Origin of the sequence: Bacteroides reticulotermitis JCM 10512 (genome assembly GCF_000517545.1) — a bacterium.
GTDB classification, from domain to species: Bacteria; Bacteroidota; Bacteroidia; order Bacteroidales; family Bacteroidaceae; genus Bacteroides; species Bacteroides reticulotermitis.
Genome location: NZ_BAIV01000042.1, coordinates 1 through 22,446 on the forward strand (window position 1 = coordinate 1; position 22,446 = coordinate 22,446).

General features: G+C 42.3%; 14 protein-coding genes and 1 pseudogene. 12 read left to right on the forward strand and 3 right to left on the reverse strand.

Annotated features, from left to right (window positions below; translation table 11 throughout):
• Positions 1-522 precede the first annotated feature (522 nt).
• Positions 523-1,455, forward strand: coding sequence for a hypothetical protein (locus tag JCM10512_RS21660; RefSeq protein WP_052517303.1), 933 nt, complete (start codon positions 523-525; stop codon positions 1,453-1,455).
• A gap of 23 nt (positions 1,456-1,478) precedes the next feature.
• On the opposite strand, the gene JCM10512_RS19320 is transcribed toward JCM10512_RS21660, so the two are convergent.
• Positions 1,479-3,092 (reverse strand): DUF6377 domain-containing protein, encoded by a 1,614-nt coding sequence (locus JCM10512_RS19320; protein ID WP_044165436.1) that lies wholly within the window; start codon positions 3,090-3,092, stop codon positions 1,479-1,481.
• A 516-nt stretch (positions 3,093-3,608) separates the two neighbouring features.
• Here JCM10512_RS19320 and JCM10512_RS19325 point away from each other — a divergent pair.
• The 7 genes from JCM10512_RS19325 (at position 3,609) to JCM10512_RS19360 (ending at position 13,614) form a co-directional block, all read left to right on the forward strand.
• Positions 3,609-4,220: a DUF3575 domain-containing protein gene (locus JCM10512_RS19325; protein WP_081741511.1), complete on the forward strand. Its 612-nt coding sequence runs from the start codon at positions 3,609-3,611 to the stop codon at positions 4,218-4,220.
• The gene (locus JCM10512_RS19330; RefSeq protein WP_044165440.1) at positions 4,220-5,293 is read left to right on the forward strand and encodes an OmpA family protein; all 1,074 of its coding nucleotides are present in this window, start codon (positions 4,220-4,222) and stop codon (positions 5,291-5,293) included. Before JCM10512_RS19325 ends, JCM10512_RS19330 begins: the two co-directional genes overlap by 1 nt.
• Before the next feature lie 36 nt (positions 5,294-5,329).
• On the forward strand, positions 5,330-6,763 hold the full coding sequence (locus JCM10512_RS19335) for an Mfa1 family fimbria major subunit (RefSeq protein WP_081741513.1): 1,434 nt from the start codon (positions 5,330-5,332) through the stop codon (positions 6,761-6,763).
• A gap of 266 nt (positions 6,764-7,029) precedes the next feature.
• The gene (locus JCM10512_RS24685; protein ID WP_158332244.1) at positions 7,030-7,284 is read left to right on the forward strand and encodes a FimB/Mfa2 family fimbrial subunit; all 255 of its coding nucleotides are present in this window, start codon (positions 7,030-7,032) and stop codon (positions 7,282-7,284) included.
• On the forward strand, positions 7,281-8,033 hold the full coding sequence (locus tag JCM10512_RS19350) for a FimB/Mfa2 family fimbrial subunit (RefSeq protein ID WP_044165448.1): 753 nt from the start codon (positions 7,281-7,283) through the stop codon (positions 8,031-8,033). Before JCM10512_RS24685 ends, JCM10512_RS19350 begins: the two co-directional genes overlap by 4 nt.
• Positions 8,034-8,046: 13 nt before the next feature.
• A complete protein-coding gene (locus JCM10512_RS19355) occupies positions 8,047-10,821 on the forward strand; it encodes a hypothetical protein (protein WP_044165449.1) in 2,775 nt (924 codons plus the stop codon).
• 15 nt (positions 10,822-10,836) lie between these two features.
• Positions 10,837-13,614 (forward strand): hypothetical protein, encoded by a 2,778-nt coding sequence (locus tag JCM10512_RS19360; protein WP_148298480.1) that lies wholly within the window; start codon positions 10,837-10,839, stop codon positions 13,612-13,614.
• Positions 13,615-13,694: 80 nt separating this feature from the next.
• On the opposite strand, the gene JCM10512_RS19365 is transcribed toward JCM10512_RS19360, so the two are convergent.
• The gene (locus tag JCM10512_RS19365) at positions 13,695-14,594 is read right to left on the reverse strand and encodes a helix-turn-helix domain-containing protein (RefSeq protein WP_044165451.1); all 900 of its coding nucleotides are present in this window, start codon (positions 14,592-14,594) and stop codon (positions 13,695-13,697) included.
• 170 nt (positions 14,595-14,764) lie between these two features.
• On the opposite strand from JCM10512_RS19365, the gene JCM10512_RS19370 reads away from it, so the two are divergent.
• Positions 14,765-15,607 (forward strand): aldo/keto reductase, encoded by an 843-nt coding sequence (locus tag JCM10512_RS19370; RefSeq protein WP_044165453.1) that lies wholly within the window; start codon positions 14,765-14,767, stop codon positions 15,605-15,607.
• A 104-nt stretch (positions 15,608-15,711) separates the two neighbouring features.
• Here the strand turns inward: JCM10512_RS19370 and JCM10512_RS19375 are convergent, their stop codons facing one another.
• On the reverse strand, positions 15,712-16,614 hold the full coding sequence (locus JCM10512_RS19375) for a helix-turn-helix domain-containing protein (RefSeq protein ID WP_081741516.1): 903 nt from the start codon (positions 16,612-16,614) through the stop codon (positions 15,712-15,714).
• A gap of 178 nt (positions 16,615-16,792) precedes the next feature.
• Here JCM10512_RS19375 and JCM10512_RS19380 point away from each other — a divergent pair, with 178 nt between their 5' ends.
• The 3 genes and pseudogenes from JCM10512_RS19380 to JCM10512_RS19390 all read left to right on the forward strand — a co-directional run bounded on the left by JCM10512_RS19380 (position 16,793) and on the right by JCM10512_RS19390 (position 22,303).
• Positions 16,793-17,833, forward strand: a complete 1,041-nt coding sequence (locus tag JCM10512_RS19380; RefSeq protein ID WP_044165455.1) for an efflux RND transporter periplasmic adaptor subunit — start codon at positions 16,793-16,795, stop codon at positions 17,831-17,833.
• A 7-nt stretch (positions 17,834-17,840) separates the two neighbouring features.
• A pseudogene (locus JCM10512_RS19385) lies at positions 17,841-20,955 on the forward strand (efflux RND transporter permease subunit).
• Positions 20,956-21,004: 49 nt separating this feature from the next.
• The gene (locus tag JCM10512_RS19390; protein WP_244437328.1) at positions 21,005-22,303 is read left to right on the forward strand and encodes a TolC family protein; all 1,299 of its coding nucleotides are present in this window, start codon (positions 21,005-21,007) and stop codon (positions 22,301-22,303) included.
• Positions 22,304-22,446 lie beyond the last annotated feature (143 nt).

Genomic DNA, 22,446 nt, shown 5'->3' on the forward strand with positions numbered 1-22,446 from the left:
TCCTAATACATTAAATTGGTTTATATAATTATAGATATAATAACGTTGTAAAACAGGTTTTTGTTTTTTAAAGCTCAAAAAAGAATTCTGTAATACTGTTTTTTATTTCTTTCTTTATTCAAATGAGTTCAAAATTTATTAGTTAAATTGTTCCAGAGATAATTCTTTGCCCAAATATCAAAACTTAAGCAATAAGGGTCGAAGCCCGATGTTCTTTTGCGTTAAGTTGTTTTTCTGTTTTTATATCTCTGTTTTCCAAATTCGTAATTTGAAATCATTTGCATAAACAACGTTGTTCTCAAAATTTGGTTCAAAGCGAGAATCCGTAATTAACAATTATTTAGAAAAGTCTGATTCTTCAATCTTTAAAAGATACCTATTGGTAGATTGAAAAAGTGACTAAGAAAGTGTTCTTAAACAGTTTTTGCTTATATTTGTTATGAATCGTGGTGACTACTGTCGGGTTGATTAAATTGAAGGCCCTTTCAGCAATCGAAAATCAATAACCTAATAAATAAAATTATGAAATCAAAGTTGTTGTGCATTGCATCCGTTGCAATCTTGTCTGCTTGTTCTTCTTCTCCTCAGCCATTAACCATTAATGACTTTGCCGGTAGCTATGTAACTGACTGTTATGAGCAGCGAGGTGAGGGGTACGACTGGAGTGCGGTTACTATTCGAGCTTTGACGGATTCTACGGCAACCATTTCTATCCGCTCCCGGATGGATGAGAAAAAGCCGACTTGCCGGTTTGATGCTGTTGGCGTACTATCCGATAAAGACAGGACGTTAACAACTACGGTTGAGGGCGGTCATATTTTCTTTTCGCTAGATGCCGATTCTTTATCAATTTCTTCCGATGATGAATCTCTTCTTACCTATTTTTGTTCGGGAGGTGGAAGCATGGCTGGTAAGTATGCTAAGTTGCAAGGAGAATTGGATAGTTCTCAATTGGATAAACGCTCCTTCTCGAAAGTACTCTCTTGGGATAAATACTTTTTTGATATTGAAGTTCTGGGTAATCAGTTAATTGTTTCCCCGGCTAACCTTGAAATCAGTAATCGCGTGGAAACTCATGACATAACAGGCTATACCGTGGTCGATGCGCAAATAGGTGATTTGAATATGGACAACTATCCGGAAGTGTTTATCTATTTATCTTCGGATGGTAGTGGCAGTTATGGTAAGCTGATTGGTTATTCTGTTAACAACGGAAAGTCGATGAGTATGGTGTACCTTCCTGAAATCTCCAGCAATAAAGAGATTAGCGACGGATATATGGGGCATGACCAAATGGAGATTGTCGGATCAACTTTCATTCAACGCTTCCCTATTTATAAACCGGGCGATACGAATGCGAATCCTACCGGTAATATCCGGCAGGTACAATATCAGTTGGTTGATGGTGAGGCGGGTAGGGTGCTCAAGGTCGTTCAGGTGAAGGATGTTCCTTGACCGATTGCTGAACTTACTCTGTTTTAGTTGCAGGTATTCTTAATGTCATCTTCGAATGTATCTTCGTTGATGGCTCTTGCTTTTGCTTTACTTCTGTAATTGTATACAGTTTGCACGGTAAAGCGGAAAATACTAGCTATTTCTTTATTATCTCCAAAGCCCAATCGTAGGAGTGCCAGAATACGTAGTTCAGTATTCAACTCTTGTCGTTGATGCTTATGATTGTGCTTTATGGTGTATTTGCGATCACTTTTCAAGAGCGCGTTTACTTCTTCAATAAATGAGGGGTAAAGCTCCAATACCGACTTATCGAAAGCCAGAAAAAACTCATTTAAATCTCTTTTCGCATTGATACTTTCTGCTACTTCCTTTTTTATAGCCTCATGCGGATGCCCGGAATTCATTTTCCGTAAAATCTGCTTCTTGTATTCAGTCATCTTATCAATGTGAATAGAATATTGATGTAGAAAATAGCTGATGTATACCTCTTTTATACGATTGAAGTCACGCAATTGATCGTTTGTTTCGGATAGCTTTTTGCGGGTCTTTATCAGAATTTGATTATTGAAGAACAGAACTAATATCGTTATAATGATCAATACACATGATAAGAACAAGATAGCGATGAAGCGTTGAAGGGTACTCTGTTGTTTATCCACTCGGGCATAATAGTATTGCTTAATGGTACTATGCATTTTTTCGGCAAGACCGATCTTATGATTGCTACTGAAGACTCGTGTGTCTTCAACGGCAAGATCTATGTAATTGTTGGCGCGAACCATATTCTTTTTTTCATCCATAATTAAGATTGCTAGGTTCAATAAAGGTGAGTTCTTAGTTATAGCCAGTTGGTTATATAAGATGGCGTCTTTTATTAATGTGATTTTTGCTTCTTCAGCATACTCCACTCCTGCTCTTATATAGAGGCCTCCCAGATTGAACAATGTCTCTGCCCGCGTATAAGGGGGAACATCATTCCGCTTTAGTATTTGATTAACGACATAAGCCGATTCTATATATTTCTCTTCTACATAGAATTTGTAGGCCAGTATGCTCATATATTCAATCGAGCTGATATCACCTATTTCTAAATAGGAAGTAATATTTGCTAATAATTTGCTTTTGTATATTTCTGCATATGGAGATGTTTTAAGTTGAAAGGTTTGATTGTGATAGACATAAATTGTTGTTCTAAAATATTTTCTTTGTAAAGCCAGTGGTAAAGCAGATACTTCAATTGATTCGATAATCTTATGCGACTCATGAAATAATCCGGAGTAACACAAATAATATGCTTGATCTAATTGAGCGCTAATAATCTGATTCGGATCATTTAATACCTGAGCTATTTGCAAGCTTTTTCTAGAGTAATGTATGGCTGAATCATTGATATAATAGCTGTATTCGATAGCTAACTTTTGAGAATACTCATACTGATCCTCTAAGGTAACTGCCTTGGCTAAATCTTTTTTTAATTGAAATAAGTGATCTTCTTTCTTTTTAAAGAAGTACATTCTTTTATTAATTGTTTCATCTAATATTTGGAACAATGAATCGGTCTCATTGGCCTTTGTCGGATGAATTAATGTAAATAAAAATAGCATAAAAAAGAAAGTTGTAAATACTTTATTTACCATAGTTTTATAATCTTGTTATTAGGAATGAATAATATAAGTTTTCATATTATATTATTCATTGATAGATAGTTAATTCAAAATATGATTTTCGAGTGAAATGTCTAAAAATGGAATAATGCAACGTAATAACGCAACAATATTAATAATTGTTTAGTCCACTTCTATCTTTAATTGTTTTTGGTTATACTATAATTATTATAATTGTTTGATAATAAGTTTAATGTGGCTGTTTTTTATTGATAAATATTAGGAGTTTATTGCTTCAATATAGTGTATGTAATATCTCCTAAAAAGTCTATTTACTCATACTTTATCTAACTAGAGGAGTTCATATTCTATTGTTTGGATGCTGATAATCAGTTGTTTAGTTTAATGTGAGGTCTAATATAGAGCTTTGTGTATGTAAATATTGAATTTCGATTATGTTTATTCCGTATTTTTGTAGCCGGAAATAATCCTTGAAAAGTGATTATGAATCCACATGATATTGTTCAACCAATTAACTGCAATTTCTAGATGAGACTTACAATTATAAAGCTAGTATCCATTTTCTTCCTCTTTGGCTGTACAACGCTGTTTGGGCAAAATCAGGAAATGAGTAAAATCCCTTTTTCTACTCCTATTATGGGCGTTAAAACAAACTTGCTATATGACTTGACGTCTACCATAAATTTGGGAGTAGAGTTTAAAGTTAGTCCGCGATATACATTGGAGACTTCGGTAAACTATAACCCGTGGACATTTGGTGGAGACAAGAAGCTCAAGCATTTACTTGTACAACCGGAATTGAGGTATTGGTTATGCGAACCTTTTAATGGTCACTTCTTTGGTCTTCATGGTATTTATGGCATCTATAATATAGGCGGAATCGATTTACCTCTTGTGGGTAAACAGAAGTTGGAAGATACCCGATACCAAGGCGATATGTTTGGAGCCGGGCTTAGCTACGGATATCAATGGTATCTGTCTCCAAGATGGAATCTGGAAGCTACGTTAGGAGTCGGATATGTTCATCTTAATTATAAGGCCTATCAATGTAAGACTTGTGGGCAGGAACTTTACCGGAAGCATAAAAACTATTTAGGTCCAACCAAGGTAGGGCTATCATTGATATATATAATAAAATAATGAATTGCATTACGAACTTTATGAAACGAGCCACCACTATATTCGTATTTATGTTATCTGTATGTGCTGTTGCATATGCTCAGCAGCATCCCTGCTTTGAAGTGACTATTGATCAATTGCAAAAGCATGATGATTGTGTCGATATTGCTTATAAGGTAACTATCCATACTTCGGAAGTTAGCGATTGCGAATCTGTCTTGCTGGACTTTTATCTGGAGAAGAACGAGCATAAGATCGACTTTAAGCCGATACTTGTAAACGGACAATCCCGGAATAGAACGTATAAGCGGGGAGTGGCTTTACATAATCTGCAACGTAATTATGCAAATGCTGATGTTATTTCTGCTACAGATCCCGATACTGAGATCGTATATACAGATTGCATTCCGCACGAAGAATGGATGAATGGTTCGGTGTTGTATGTAAAACAAGCGGTATGGGGGTGTGGTAGTCAGCTGACTGAAAAGATCTTTGCCTTGAAAACTTTGACTGTTCCACCGATGAAGCTTGTGGATCCTGTTGTAACGGTTGTCGAGATCGTGCCTGAGCCCCAGCCTCAGCCACGTGTGAAAAACGGGGTTGCTTATCTTGAATTTCCGGTCGGAAGATCAGTGCTCGATCTAAGTATTGGCAAGAACCTGCAAGAGTGGAATAAAATAATCGGTGAGATTCGTCAAATCGAGAAGGATGAGGATGCACGAATTATCAGCGTTGAAATTATCGGCTACGCTTCTCCGGAAGGGACTTATGCCTTAAACGAAAGGCTATCTCGTGAAAGAGCCAAAGCATTGTCTAATCAGATACTTCTTTTTGGCAATTTGTCTTTGTCTCCTGACTTGGTTCGTTCCTCTTCAGTGGCAGAAGATTGGGATGGTTTAGTGAAGTTGTTGGAAGAACGGCCGCTTCCCTATCAGCATGAGATCATGCGTATCATTGAGAATATAGGAATCTTTGATGGACGTGAGAAAGCAATAATGGAATTAGCTCATGGCAATGTATACCGTACTTTGTTGAAGGAATATTTCCCTAAACTCAGACGTACGGAGTACAGAATCACATATATGGGAAAATAAGAAGTGTTGAAATAGTAATTAATTTAAAAAAAAGAAATGATGAAGATTAAGTATTTTTTAGTAGCCGCTCTGGCTATACTGGGACTTGCCGGTTGTAGCGACGCGCAAAATGATTTTCCTGAGGTTGATTCAGGTGAAGTGAAAGGATATCTGTCACTAAGATTGACGGGTGATGTAAATACAAGAACAAGCGAAGGAAGTGAGGGAACTGATGGTGGTATACCAGCTGAAAGTACAATTACCGGTGTAACGGTTTTAATAGCAAATAATGCCGGACTAGTAACGAGTGTACATCACCCGTCTATTACCGGAGTACAAACTGAGGCTTTCAAAGTAAGTTTGGGAACGCACTATGTATACGCATTGGTGAATAATCCAGGGATAAGTATTGTTGCTGACGTAACCAATATCAACGATGTTGTTGAGGCTGTAACAAGTGCTGCTGAGGCGACTTCCGGTTATAAGAATGGTAAGTTCTTAATGGTGAATGCACGCAATAGTTCCACAGAGTTAGGTGGTGTGCCGGTAAATATCACTTCAAACCATACAATTACCACTCCGGCCCCTGTGACGATAAAGGTTGATCGTGTTGCCGCTAAAATTACAGATATAACAACTACTCCTACGGTTACCAGCCTTGCCAACAGTACTGCTAATTTTGTAACAGGAGTCGATGTAGATGGTTATGTACTGTTGAATGTTCGTAAAGAATTCAATGTATTGCAGAAGTGGGGTTATAATAACTATTCTAACGGTGCTCCTCTGAACTACGAGGTTTTGGTCGGAGTTCCATTTGAATCTAGTCCTACCATATTGGTGAAGGATAAGTTCTTCCATCACATTGGCGAATATACACAGTTGGTGAAAGACGGTGGTGGTGTGATTACTGAAATCAATAACATTTCATCTTCGGCCGCTTATACAGCTACTGATAAATACATGACCGAAAACAGACCTGAAATTAAGTTCTATGGTACTGATGAGATTACTGCCGGACGAGGTGTAACATCAGGTGTGATCTATCGCGTACAGGCGAAGAACGGTGGTGGTGATCTGCCAACATTCTACGTGTATAAAGAAGAAATCTTCGCAAGCAGGACTGCTTTAGAGGCACATGAAGATTTTGATGGAGTAACTCTTCCTACAGCCGCAGGAGAATTGAGAGGAAAGGGTATTAAAGTATATGAGAATGGTGTTATGTACTACACCTATTTTATTAAGGATCCTAATGTTGCACATACGTATGGTGGTAAAGACTATTATGGTGTGTTCCGTAATTCTATTTATAAATTGAATATTACTTCCATCAAAGATTTGGGTGATGATGTTCCCGGTGGAGGTACTGTGGATCCAGAAGAACCGGGAACGGGAGAACCTGGAAATCCGGATATTGATACTGAAGAAGCATATATCCAGGTTACAGTTACGATCAATCCTTGGGTGTTGAATACAATCAATATCGAGTTCTAAATTAGTTCGATTTTTCTATTCTCTTAATTACTCTATAATTGATAAGTTGAGCAGGATTGGGGATGATTTTCTTTAGATGATAATCCTGCTCGACTTTTAAAAAAACGATTAGAGCTTCAAACTTCTGTATGAAAGTGAGGCTGGATTTTAACCTGAATCCTTTGAGATAATAATAAGGCATCCAAGAGTTGCCCCTAAAGCTGTCAATTAAATCATGTCGTTGCGGCATGATACTATATATATTTATAAATAAGAAGCGTTTCGTTATGAATCAAATTGGAAGAATCAAATTAGCTTTATCCATGATAGCCCTATTGGCTATGTCGTCTTGTATCAAGGAAGATCCGGACGATTGTAAGATTCGTGTGAGCTTTGACTATAGTTACAATATTCTTTCATCTAATGCACTTGAGAATCAGGTGGATCAGTTGATGCTTTATGTATTCGACGGAAACGGGATGCTTGTTAGCATACATTCCCGGCAAGGCGGAGCATCAGTAATGCGCTTACCGTTGAAATGAATAAGCCGGAAGCTTCGGGACGTTACCGTTTTGTTGCCTGGGGGAAAAGTAATACATTAACCGGAGATGAAGCGAATTTTGTAATTCCCGATCTAACAGTCGGCGTATCCCGCTTAGAAGATTTGAATTATTACCTGAAGCGAGAGTTAAATTTCAGTCAGTATGAACTGAATAACTTTCTTGTAGGAGCAGCAGAAGCTGATGTGCAGAATACTCCGGGTACAGATCAAGTGAAGATCAGTTTGAAGAAGGTGAATAAAAAGATACGAGTTGTTCTGTTGCCTTATCTAGGCAATACGGAGTTGGATGTGAATGATTACCTCTTCTCGATTACCGACCCAATAGGAAGTGGGCACATCAAGTATGATTATAGCATGTTGGCAGATGAGCCAACTACCTATCTTCCCTATTATAAATCCAATATACATCCTTCCTCAAATGCAGCTGTTCCTTCCAGTGAGGTTGACAAGGCAGTTGCTGTAGAATTCAGTACTTCAAGACTGATTGAAACCAATGTACCGCGCCTGCATATTATAACCGCCGATGGAAGCAAGGAATTGGTGAATATAAATCTGCCCTGGCTCTTTTCATTAACTGAAATGGAGAGCCACCGCATCTGGAGCTTGCAGGAATACCTGGACCGTCAGGATGAGTATGTGATTACACTATTCTTTGATAATGATAAGTGGATGGATGTGACCATTATTATTAATGGATGGGTGGTCAACAATGTGAATATTAACCCTTAACAGAAGTAGACTTATGAGCATATTCCTATACTTCCGCAAGGAGATATATAAATACGGATTCTTATTGGTGCTGGTAGGTATTATGTCTGCCTGTATCTTTGAGGACGAACCTGTCATACCCACGGAGAATGCTGTTTCCGGTGCATATTTGAAAATACAACTGGATTTACCGGAAATGAGTGTGCCTTCCTCTGGTGAAGCCGGGACAAGAGCCATGAGCGCTGAAGCAGAGAGAGTCATCGATTTGAATTCTCTGCATATATTAGTCTTTAAGTCTACCGGTGAGTTTTATTATAAGGCTCCGGTTGTGGGCTCAATTGTCTACGATGAGGGAGATCTTAGCAAAGCCACTCTTACCGTGAAACTGGTAAAGAGTGAAAATGTTGCTGAGAAGTTTAAGATCGGAATCGTCGCGAATTATGATTTGTCGGCCTTCCCATTAACTAATACAACGACCGTTGATGATATAAAACAAACCTTAACTTACGCGCTATCCGGTAAATGGAATGTAGACAATCAGAACTACACGCCATTTCCGATGTGGGGTGAAACCGGGGAATTGATTATCTCCGAAACAATGGCTATGCCTACTATAGATCTCTATCGGGCATTGGCTCGAATCGATGTAGGACTGAATTTCAGTGATGCCGGTGGAATCTTGTCGGAAAGTGCCGATGGAGTTTCCGGGTTCAAACTCAAGCAAGTTTATGTTTATCGTACCAATAAGAGCGGATTTGTAGCTCATCAAACGATTGGGCAAATACATATTCCTGCGGGTGTGGAACGGCATGATGACAATGATCCTCTGCAATACAGTGTGTCAGCACCCGAAGGTGGAGATAGCTATGTGCGTGAAATATATATTCCGGAGACGGAATTACCTTCTTCTCCGGGTAATTCGAATATGCATAGCTTGGTTGTCGGGGGATATTATCAAGGCAGTGGCGCGGTTAGTTACTACCGGTTGGATTTTGCTACAGAGAATAGATCGACAGGTGTTCGAACCTATCTTCCGATAGTCAGAAATCATCGCTATGTCTTTAACATTAATACCGTGCGCGGACCGGGGTTTGGAACTCCTGAGGAAGCGCTCGAATCGGTTGCAACCATTGAGAATATTGATTATGACCTGATTGAGTTTGACGAGTCCATACACCAATTGGAAGTACATGGAAAGTACTACTTCGGTCTGGATAAACGTAATTTGCAGTTCGCACCTCAGCCTACTGTGACAGAACCCACAAACAGTTTTAAAATCAAGTATCAGACTAATTATCCGCTTTCTACGTCCGATCCTCTTACATTAAACTGGGGTAAAGGCAATCCATCTTCTTTGTTCAACGCTGTTTGGGATGAGTCTACTCAGGAAATAACGATAACGGCACTGACCGAGAACGTGACGAATTTCGTTCAGTTCGATACCTTGTTTGTAAAAGCCGGTCCGATAACGATCCCGGTACGTGTTGAACAGCTATACGTCAACTTTAAGTATTACATCAACTGCGAAAGCGTAACGGTGAGCGGGTTGTATAAATCGGGTACTGTATTGAATGCAACCCATTACATCGACCTCTCTTTCACGGCGGAAGATCGGAGCATTCAGGGTAAAACCTATGTATTCGAAACAGTCGATCTGGAAGGAAATCATGGTATTTCTTTCAGTGCTTCGGGTGTTTTCAACTTCTCAAGTATTCCGGTAGGGAATCCTTTGACAGTCAATGTGAGGTTGTATGGCACGGGAACGCTCAATTATTCGAACTCTGAAGGCCCATTTAAGCTGCGGATAAAATCGAATAGTAGCTCCGGCTCTTATTGCGAGGCGACAATCTCACCGGTGAATCGGAAGATGAAGATATTAGTACTTGGCAATCAAGATTTGTATGGGTATAACATCGCATTGCCCAATACGGGAGCGAATAAAATACTCACATCGACAAATAACTTTGGTCCTTATGATCACAGTATCGTAAAAACCGAAGGCTTTGAGCTAATCAACGCTAGATTAAATACCTCAGCTCCTAATACGAGCCCAGGGATTGGACAGATGAGAAGCTGGCTGATTGACGGGCCGGATATTGTGGATATCTTATATATAACGCAAGATGTTTATGTCTACTCTACCGAGACGAACACTGATTTAGCTCTACTAGCCAAGTACATTGCTCAGTTTATAAATAATAACGGTGTCGTGCTGGTTTTCAATGAAGGTAATGGAGCAAATGCTCCCTATACGGCAGCCAATATAGTCAATGCCTGTATGGGTATAACCACTATAACACAAATCCAACAAGGTCCTTCGGGCTTAGTCTATCAGCTTGCTGGTGATCCGGAGGTTGCGGGTGATCCGTACTTTGCCGATCCTATAATGAATGGCCCTTTTGGAGATGTTCGGAAAAAACAATGGGGAGAAGATGCTTCATATTGCGCTATACTTGCCAATGTACCAACAGATGAAATTATTCTTTATTCAAACGGTATGCCGATAAATGGGTCAGGTTTCCAGGCAGATAGGGTCAATATGGTCTCAGGATTCAGACATAAGACAAAGAATCTGGTCTACTTTGGCGATGGTGGATTCACATCCTCGGGAACGAACGGACAGCCTTATATCGTCCCTAATGGTACTATTTGTCCTTTAAACTGGGATACCAGTACCATGTTTCCGATACCGTACCCTAGCTATGGGTCTTACTTAGCACAGATGGCAGTCTATAATTCCCAAGTATGGTGCAATGTTATGGCATGGGCTATTGACAGGGCCGCCAATCATGGAATCAATACAAGATAATATATCTCGTCGATTATGAAAAAAAGTTCTTATATACGGTTGTTGGGGAGTTTCCTAATCCTGTTGAGTCTCTGGCTCACAGGATGTGAAGACGTTCCGTACGCCAAAGATGAGCGTGAGGTAGGGCGTGTTTCTCTTCAGCTTAACTTACTTGCTCCGGGGCCGATGCAAACATCAACCCGGGCGATGGATGCGAGTCAGGAATCTGCTATTGATTATAATCAGATACAGATTCTGGCTTTTGAAAGCACCGAAAGTGGCGAAGTCTTTCGGTACAACGCTGTTATTAGCGATCGCACTCCGCCGACTGTTACCCTAAAAGTACCTGTCAGTAAACATGGAGAAGAATATCGGTTTGTGATACTTGCCAATGCACCCGTGATCTCGATAGCCGATGGGACGGAGAAGAGTGTAGCCTTGAACCAATTCATATTTGATTGTGTCGGTAAATGGAACACCTCTTCTGCAAACTATTCCAAGATACCGATGTGGGGTGAACTACCCAATCCGATTCGGATTACCAATGACAGGAGCACCAGCATTTTGCTGCATCGTGCGTTAGCCCGTGTAGATGTAGGCACTCGTTTTAAGTTTAATAACTTAAACCCCCAGACAGGAGAGGTGTACGAACATGCGGAAACCGATAAAGAATCGGTTTGGGGATTGGATAACTTCAAAATCAAAGACATACGCGTGTATCGTACCTATCACAGAGGGTATGTTGCTTCGTCACAAGATAAGATGAGTGGAAGCGAGGTTGTTGTTCCGAATATCCCGGCTTCGGCTGCTTATAATTCGGATGACGGTTCGGTTTATCAAACATTGGATGAGGCCGACGCAAACCCTCTTATTTACAGCTTGGATGTTGCGCAAAATAGCTATATACGTGAAATCTATCTTCCGGAATCAGTTATTATCGATGCTCAATCCGACATGGATAATGTACCTTGCTTGGTGATTGGCGGATATTATGGAGAGACTAATGGCTCCGAAGTGACCTACTATCGAGCAGACTTTGCAACCTATGCCAATAAGAAGATCGTTTCTTACCGTCCGATATTGCGTAATCATCGGTACGTGTTCGATATTCAAAAGGTAGAGTCACCGGGCTTTGAAACTCCCGAACAGGCTTTGAGATCCATATCGGCTCCTTTGAAGCTGAATGTGGTAGCATGGAATGAAGTTCCGCTTGGCTATTACACCCAGGGCAACTATTACTTCGGAGTGGACAATCGTTTTATTTCAATGGAAGCGCGTGCCCAAGGAGACGCAACAACAAATACCTACACGATTTCTTATCAAACAAATTTAGAATTGAATGGTACTACCGGTAAGTCATTAACCTATACCTGGCGCGATGGCGTCTATTTCGACGTATCGATCGATTATACCCGGAAAACGATAACATTCACGGCACGGCAAGATAATATCGGTGATTTAAGCACTGTGCGTGAAGATATACTGACTTTGCAGGTTGAAAACTTGCAGTTGACCATTCATGTCAATCAGAAAGCATTTATGTTGAATTACTTATTACAATGCGATGCCGTAAAGGTAAACGGAAGATATAGAGCGGGACTACCGCTAAATTACAGTCATTACATCACCCTAAAAGTACGTACCATAGGAAGCAACTTTAATGGTCTGCCTTATGAAGTGCAAACCATCAAGAAGAACGGCATCTATTTTCGAACAAAAGGTACGTTTAATGGGTTGGATGCAACCTCCGTAGGAGGTGGGAATTATGAGTACACCTTGCAGTTGGAAGGTTATGGGACGTTGACCAACGACTCCGGTACAGATCCGATACCACCTTTTGAAGTACAGTTGGTTACCAATAGCGTAGATGCCACCACTTGCCTGGCGCGTATTCTACCCGGATATGCCACCAAGAGAATCCTTGCCATTGGAGCCAATGCCGCCTATCGGTTTGGGTATATGCTTGAACCCAATACAGCCTCGCGTGCCTTTATGGATGCCAGTATGAACTTTGGGACTGATCCTAACAGCACCGTCACGATGGAAGAGAATGAGTCTGGGAACGCGTTTACAATTGAGGTGATGACAGCCGGACAGGGAATGAGCGGGGAAGTCATAAACTACAACTACCTGTTGAGCAAGCTTAATACATTTAAGCCGGATATAATTCTGACCGGACAAGCTGTGAACTATTATACATCGGGAAGTAATACTAACGTGATTGATCTGTTGGCCGACTTTGTCAATGCCGGAGGTGTATTCCTAATGTGTAATGAGTATTATCCGGTAGCTTCCAGTATCGAAGCGATGGTGAGAAAGATTATGGGTACAGGCGTGAGTGGGAATAATCAGCACATTGCCTATAACCAATTATTCCAGTTAAACGGAGCTGAAGATGACTTGATAGCTAACGGTCCGTTTGGAGATATGCGTGGTAAACAGTGGGGATCTGACGGACACGAGATGCATGGATTCACTAGCCTGCCGGCTGCCGAAACCATTACCTATTCTTCTCGTTCCGATGGGTATATAAATATGTTCCGGCATGCTACGAAACCCTTCTTCTTTATGGGAGAAGGCGGATTTATCTCGAATGCACAAAGATACCTTGGAGGTACCTATCAGGGAAGTTATGTCTATTGTCCCTTTGCTATCGACCGGAACTATCGTCCCATTCCCCGGACTAACTATACAACCAGTCAGAATGTCACTGTGTATAACTCACAGATCTTTGGTAACATAATTGCCTGGGCGGTAGATTACTCCGAAATGCATGGAATCAGCTACGAAAACGATCACAAGTTTCCTCTCTAAGTAAAATAGGCGGAGGTGATTAATTGGGGGATGCATACCGGCGAATATATTTTGCCGGTATGCACATTTATAGGGGTATGTTATAGATACAAGTTGCGGTATTCTTTGGGAGTACAGCCAACGATTCGCTTAAACATCCGGCTCAGGTGATACGGATAACTAAATCCCAATTCATACGCAATTTCATTAATCGTCTTCTCAGGTATATAGAGTTTCTCTTTGATCCGGTCTATCAAGGTTAATTGAATATGTTCCTGCGGAGACTTTCCGGTTGCTTTCTTTATCAGATCACCCAGATAGTTAGCCGATAAGTTTAGTTTTTCAGCACAGTATTGCACCGTAGGCGTGCCAATTCGTTGGGGAGTATCAGAATCGAAATAATGTTTCAGTACTTGCTCAAAACGCCCGATAACATCTTTATTCTGAGGTTCGCGTGTAATAAACTGGCGGTCGTAAAAGCGCATACAGTGGTTTAGCAGCACCTCTAGGTTCGATGTTATAATCAACTTGCTATGCTTGTCTATGGCATGTTCCAGCTCTTTTTCTATTTCATGCAGGCAATTCATAAATGTTTCGCGTTCACGTTCCGAAGTATGTAAAGCCTCTCTTACCGCATAAGAGAAAAAGGTATAGTCGTCCATTCGCTTACTCAGCAAAGTGCCGTGTAGTAAATCGGGATGAAAAGCGATAGCATAGCCCTTAGGGTTTAGGGTCTCTCCACCGTCATCAACGCCCGAAACCTGTCCCGGACCGATAAACACGAGCGTACCTTCATCGTAGTCGTACACATTATGCCCGTAGGTCAGACTGCCGCAGACTGTTTCCTTGAGGACTATCGCATAAAACCCGAAATTGGCTCTTACATGCTTAATCGATTTGATCTTGGAAAAGTCAACGACACTCACTAATGGGTGCAAAGTCTCCAGGCCCAAGCTGTGGTTATATTCCTTAATTGTATTAAACTGAATGATCTCTCCCATACCGGTTTATGTTAATTGTACGATACAAAAGTACGTATTTCCTCTTGTATGACAAGCTATTACTATTCAAATCGGTAATTTTGATGAGACAAACCGTAATTTGTATACTTGCTTGCTACGTATCTAACTGTAATTTTGCAATATCTAAACAAACAATATATAAAAGTAATATGAAAACAGTCAAATTAAACAATGGCATTGAAATGCCGATTTTAGGTTATGGCGTATATCAGGTGACTCCTGAAGAGTGTGAGCGTTGCGTATTAGACGCTATCAGTGTAGGGTATCGCCTGATCGATACAGCGCAGGCCTACGACAATGAAGAAGGGGTAGGCAATGCAATAAGTAAGTGTGGCGTACCCCGTGAAGAGTTATTCATTGTTACCAAAGTTTGGATTTCAAACGGCGGTTACGAAAAGGCGAAAGCGTCCATCGAAGAGTCTTTGCGGAAACTGCAAACCGATTATATCGATTTATTGTTGATTCACCAGCCTTTTAACGACTACTATGGTACCTATCGTGCGATGGAAGAGGCGTATAAAGTAGGCAAAGTACGTGCAATCGGTGTAAGCAACTTCTATCCGGACCGTTTGATTGACATCGCAGAGTTCACCGAGATTAAGCCCATGGTCAATCAGGTTGAAACCCATGTCTTCAATCAGCAAGTAGAAGCTAAGCGGATTATGGATAAATATGGAACACAAGTCATGTCATGGGGACCGTTTGCCGAAGGGCGTAACGACTTCTTCGACAATGCCACCTTGCAAACGATAGGCAAGCAATATGGTAAAACGGTTGCCCAGGTAGCACTTCGCTTTCTGATCCAGCGCGGCATTGTGGTTATCCCCAAGTCAAACAAGAAAGAACGTATGCTTGAAAACTTTAAGGTCTTTGATTTCGCTTTATCCGCTCAGGATATGGAAGAAATCGCCAAATTGGATAAAGAAGAGAGCCTGTTCTTTTCCCATTCCGATCCGAAGATGGTTGAGTTCTTAATCGGACTCGGTAAGTAAATACTACTCCCTAGCCATCTTTAACATAGCGAGTCTTGCTCATCAAGCGCATTGCTCGTCTGGTTAGAGATGGCTTTTTTATGCCCGGCATCTTCCGGTGCTTGCTAACTGCCTTTTGACTCCTCCCGATACACAGACGGCGTTTGTCCCGTCTGGCTTTTAAAGTATTTGCTGAAAAACGACTGACTTGGGAAATGTAGTTCGTCGGCTATCTGTTGAATACTCTTGTCCGAGAACTTTAAGAGTATCGAAGCTTCCATAATAATATATTCATCAATCCATTGTGCGGCTGAGGTCCCGCTAACCTCTTTGATAAGTGTCGATAAATACTTCGGTGTTACCGAGAGCTTTTCAGCGTAGAACTGCACATGGCGATGTGTCTTGAAGTTATACAATAAGAGTTCCGTGAACCGGACAAAGTAGTACTCTTTACTTTTCGTCTTTAAGGCCCTGTTGTTCGAACTGATTCGGTCGAGATTCTCGCACAATAGAAATACGACCGCTGAGAATAGCCCCTTTATAATATCCGCCTTCCGTTTGCTCTCTTTGCTCACTAGCGTATCCATAATCAGCCCGTATAGCACGTTGATCTTTTTAATATCCTCTTCCGGTAATTCTACACAAGGATAGTTGCGTACCAGTATGTAGTGCGGCATGATACTTTTTAAGTCGAGGTTCATCTCTTTCAGGAAATCCATAGATACCGAGATTATGGCTCCTTGAAAATCGTCGCTCACCTCTTGAAACCCGATCACATTCTCCGGCAGGTTAATGATGCAAGCATTCTTCCTCAATACCCGGTCTTTGAGATTGATGGAAATCTTGATCTGTCCTTTCAGGCATATACCAATGGTAAACGCGTCGACCCGTAAAGGAAAGCTTAACACGTCGATGTAGTCCTTGATATTACTTGTAATCAGGAAGTTTCCATTTAAGTATTCACCCATGCTGTATCGACTGATAAGTAAGGGAATAGTAACGCTGAATAAGCCGTCAGATTCTTGCATCTTGTATATGTTTTGGTTGAAAAAGTTCGATTAACCGGACAAATATATCTATTTTATTTGACCTCTTTATCGTTATTCGACTTTCAGAAATATTATTTCGTGTTTTGGGTATTTCATGAGCAAGCGAAAGCCTACAATTTTGCACTTTCTAAACGCTTATATATTAATAAAACCAATTATGTCGAACAAATTAGTAGCAATCTATTTGCTTGGAATAGCATTCATGATGTATGGCTGCTCATCCGAGAAGAGAAATGAAGGAGAAGGCAAACGCATAACTGTAAAGACCACAACCATCGGATATACCTCCAGCGAAGTCAGGCGTGAATATATCGGAGAAGTGGAGGGAGAGAACGAGGTGGACGTAAGTTTTCAGGTAAATGGGAATATTGAAAAGGTGTATGTCCAAGAAGGGCAATCTGTCCAGAAAGGGCAACTTCTGGCCCGGTTGAATACGACTTCTCTCCAAAGTATCTATGATGCGGCGAAGTCAACCTTGGTTCGTGCGCAGGATGCATACGACCGCTTGTCTATTCTGTATAAGAACAACAGTCTGCCCGAAATAAAGTACGTCGAGGTTCAGACCGCTTTGGAACAGTCCAGATCGGCTGAACGGCTTGCCCGTAAGAATCTGTCGGAATGTAGCGTCTATGCTCCGTTCTCAGGCCTGATAAACAAACGCTATGTGGAAGCCGGTACCAATGTACTGCCCGGAAGCCCTATTTACAACCTAGTGTCCATTCATACCGTAAAGGTTAAAGTAGCCATTCCCGAACAGGAAATATCGGGTATGAAGAACGGGCAAACCTGTCACGTGAAAATATCGGCGTTAAACAACGAATCGTTTGATGGAGTCATTGTTGAAAAGGGAGTTTCCGCACATCCTGTATCTCATACCTATAATATCAAAGTCAAGTTAGCTAACAAGAATCTCGATATTATGCCCGGCATGGTATGCAAGGTGTATGTTTCCGGCAATCCCGTGGCCGATTCCCGCTATATGCTAATCCCCCTTCGGGCTGCACAATTAGATCGCGACGGGAAACATTTTGTATGGTTGAAGGATAAAGAGAATAAAGTAATCCGGCAAGAAATCGTTCTGGGCCGGTTAGTCGGGAATGAAGTGGTGGTGACCCAAGGACTCCAGGAGGGAGATCTCCTCATAACCGAAGGCTATCAACACGTCAGTCCGGGGATAACAGTTACCGAATCAAATTGAATAAGGTATGAAAAGAGAAAAAGGACTCATTGCCTGGGCAATGAAATATAATAAGATCGTCTTGCTCCTTGTCGGGGTGCTGGCTATCTATGGAATCTATGCGCTAAAAGTGATGCCCAAACAAGAATTCCCTGTATTTACCATTCGGCAGGGAGTAGTTGTAGGCGTATATCCCGGTGCCACCTCGTTGGAAGTGGAAGAACAGTTGACCAAACCGTTGGAGCGCTACCTGTTTACCTTTAAAGAAGTGAAAAAGTCGAAGACCTATTCGTATTCAAAAGACGGCATCGGATATGTATTTGTCGAACTGAATGACAATGTACACAACAAAGACGAAGTCTGGTCGAAGATCAAACACGGATTGTCTACGTTCAAACCCCAACTCCCTTCCGGTGTGCTGGCGTTGGTTGCCAATGACGACTTCGGCGACACGTCCGCTTTGCTTATCTCCATAGAGTCCGACACGAAGACCTATCGACAATTGCAAAACTGCATCGAGAAGTTAGAAGATAAGCTGCGGACTGTTGAGTCAGTATCTAACCTGCGTCGGTATGGTAATCAGGAAGAGCAGATCAGCATTTATATTGAGAAAGAAAAGATCGCCAGTTATGGGATTGACGTTGTTTCGTTGTATAAGACCCTTCTAACCAAAGGGTTGGTTGTGCCATCCGGTAAAGTAGACAATGCCGACCTGATAGCCCCTATTCATATCTCGCGGCCTTTTCAGTCGGAATTGGACCTGGAAGAACAAATCATCTACTCCGATCCGTCGGGCAATCATATCCGGCTTAAAGATGTAGCTAAGGTGGTGCGCGAATATCCTGATCCCGATAGTTACACGACCAACAACGGTAAGAAATGCCTGATCCTCTCCGTAGAGATGCGCGAAGGATACAATATCGTGCAGTACGGCGAAGATGTGGGTAAAGTGTTGCATGAGTTTGAGAAAAGCATTCCCGGTGATATCAAGATCGAGCGTATTGCCGATCAGCCGTATGTGGTAAATGCCTCAACCACCACCTTTCTGAAAGAGTTACTCATTGCCATTGTGGCGGTTATCCTAGTTACCATGATCTTTCTGCCGCTGCGTGTGTCGGGCGTAGCCGCTTCGTCGATTCCAATCACTATCTTTATCTCGTTAGGGTTAATGCTCGCCTTCGGAATAGAGTTGAATACCGTCACGCTGGCGGCCTTGTTAGTCGTGCTGGGTATGATCGTCGATAACTCGATTGTCATTATCGACAGTTATTTGGAGAAACTGGATCATGGTATGCCCCGGTGGGAAGCCTCGCTGGAAAGTGCCAAAGAGTACTCCAAAGCCATCTTCTCCGCTACATTAGCTATCGGCATAACCTTCTTCCCATTCTTACTGACCTTTACCGGACAGCTCTATGACTTCGTTCTCTTTTTCCCGTGGACGATTCTCATCACGCTGACCGTATCCTTGCTCGTAGCTATTATGGTCATCCCGTACCTACAATTCATTTTTGTAAAGAAAGGGTTGAAGCGAGATAAAGAGGAGAATCTCGAAGATAAGCCTAAGAAGAAAACGTTGTTGGGTAAAATCCAATCCTCCTACAACCGCTTTATCGAGTTCCTATTTCGCAACCCCAAGCGAGCTCTTCTAGTAGGGTTGTTCTCCGTCCTTGTAGGTCTTGTTTTAGCTTTTACCTTACCTCTGAAACTCATGCCGGTAGCAGAGCGTAATCAGTTCGCCGTCGAGATTTATCTTCCACAGGGTAGTTCGTTGGAGCAGACCGGAGTGATTGCTAAAGATCTGGAGACTAGGCTCCACAAAGACGAAAGAGTTGTGTCCGTGACGGCTTTCATCGGTAGTGGATCGCCCCGCTTCCATACTGTCTACGCTCCCAAACTGGGAGGCTCCAATTTCGCTCAGTTCATTGTGAATACCACCTCCAGTAAAGCGACTGAGGAAATCTTAGCAGAATATGCTTCCGCTTATGCATACCACTATCCGAATGCGTATGTCAAGTTCAAACAGCTGGATTATCAATTGGGTGTAGATGCCGACATCGAAGTACGCGTCTCGGCAGATAGCATCCGCAGTTTGAAACGGTTTGGCGATGCCTTATGGGAGAGTTGCGAAAGATGGACGAACCTTTGCGGGTCTACACAAACTTCGAAGAAGTATTGCCCGGCATCAACATCGCCCTTGATCCTGTTGAAGCCAATCGGCTCGGAGTGAACGAAACCCTGTTGAGCTTGAATCTGGCTTCCCGCTTTGGTGGAATGCTATAACCACCATTTGGGAAGGGGATTATTCCGTTCCGGTAGTTTTAAAGTCGAAATGGCCCCTCAAAGATCCGACAGCAGAAGACGTGGGCAATGAATATATTCCCGGCCTACTTTCCCCATCCGTACCGTTGAGACAGGTTGCAACCGTTTCGACCGATTGGAATGAGGGGCAGATTGTTCACCGAAACGGTGTGCGTACGATGTCTGTCTATGTGGATTTGAAGCGGGGTGAAGACGTTGGCACGGTACAAGCTAAAGTCGAAGAGTTGGTGGCTAAGCTATCCGCTTCCGAGTCTTTATCCCAAGGAGTTTCGATTTCCTATGGGGGCGTGAAGGACTTCCATGAAGAGACGATTCCTAAAATTGTGAGCGGACTGCTTCTGGCAATCGCCATTATCTACCTGATCCTGATCTTTCATTTCAAGAAAGTGTCGTTGGCTTCATTGGTCATGCTCTCCACCTTGTTTAGCATACTGGGTGCGGTAGTCGGTTTGAAAGCCATCGGATTGGCGTTTAGCATTACTGCGGTGCTCGGGGTGGTGAGTCTGATTGGAATCATTGTCCGCAACGGAATCATCATGTATGACTATACCGAAGAGTTGCGATATAAACATGGCTATACCGTGCTGGACGCTTGTATTGAAGCCGGAAAGCGACGAATGCGCCCCATCTTCCTCACCTCGGCTGCCGCATCTATGGGAGTAATCCCGATGATTATCAGTCAAAGCCCTCTTTGGAGTCCGATGGGAGCGGTGATATGCTTCGGGACGATGATCTCCATGGTGTTCATCCTAACCACACTTCCGCTTATGTATTGGTATGCCTACAGAGGGCAAGATTCTAAACTTCAAAATGAAACAAAATGATGCAAATAAACTATAGGCTATTCATACTGTTGGCACTTCTGCTGAGTGCGTGAGTCATACGCTGAATGCGCAGACCTTGTATACCCTTGCCGACTGTGAGCAAATGGCGATAAAGAATAACAACCGGATTAAGAACGGGAAGCTAGGTGTACAGATAGCCGGGCAGACACGTAAGGAAGCATTCACCAACTACTTCCCATCCGTTTCGGGAACCGGCACCTACTTCAATGCCCATAGCGGCTTGATGAAGTCGAGTATCAATCCGCAGGATGTTATATCTCCGGATTTGGCGGGAATGTTACCTGCCGAGTTGCAAGGGGCGTTGTTATCTCCAATTTCGGTGTCGCTTCTGAAGAACGGCATGGTGGGGGGAGTTACGGCAACCCAGCCAATCTTTGCCGGGGGACGGATTGTGAATGGGAACAAGCTCGCTAAAATAGGCGAGGAGGTTGCCCGGATACAGATGGAACTGACGGAGGATGAAGTTGTATTAACCACACATACCTACTATTGGCAAATCGTAAACCTGAAAGAAAAGCTGGCTACTATTACCGCGGTGGAGGAGATGCTCACCACCCTACAAAAAGATGTAAACGTGGCGGTGAAGGCGGGACTCTCTACCCGGAACGATGTTTTGAGGGTAGAACTCCAACTGCACGATGTAGCGAGCAACCGACTGAAGGTAGAGAATGGAATCAAGGTGAGTAAGATGCTGTTAGCTCAGTTTATGGGGGCCGATATGATCCACTTCGACCTGGAGAATCGAGTCGATAATGACTGTCAGGAACCTACCGCTTTCTTTCAAGATGCCGGGACTGCGGTGATGAATCGGCCGGAAACGCAATTGCTCGATCGGAACATACGTGCCGCCAAACTGAAAACAAAGATGTCGTTGGGTGAGCAATTGCCTACCATTGGTGTAGGCGGAGGTTACTTGTATAACGACCTGCTTAATAAATCGAATAATTCGAGTGTGGTATTTGCCACGGTGTCAGTGCCTATCTCCGGTTGGTGGGGAGGTAGCCATGCCCGTAAAAGACATAAACTGATGGAGCAACAGGCTATAAACGACCGGACGAATAACATCGAATTGATGACCGTGGAGACCAATCAGGTTTGGAATGAATTGGTAGAAGCGCACGCGCAGATTATCTTGGCCGAAAGTTCAATTCAATCGGCCACCGAGAACCTGCGGATAGTCGGTGATTCGTATAAGTCGGGTATCGTGCCGTTAACCGATTTATTGGACGCGCAGGTTCTGTTTCAGCAAAGTAAGAATCTGTATAGTGATGCGTATAGTGTGTATCAGATCAAGATTCTAAAGTATCGGCAGATCACCGATCATTAACCGTGGCGTAACAGTTGCCCGGTCAGCCCGCTTTTTATGATTCGGTTTGATCATGTTTATTTCTGAAAATAGAGATTTGTTCGTTTAAACTAAGTAACTTTGTGAGAACGTAACAATGGGGAGGACCCATCAGTTTGAAAATA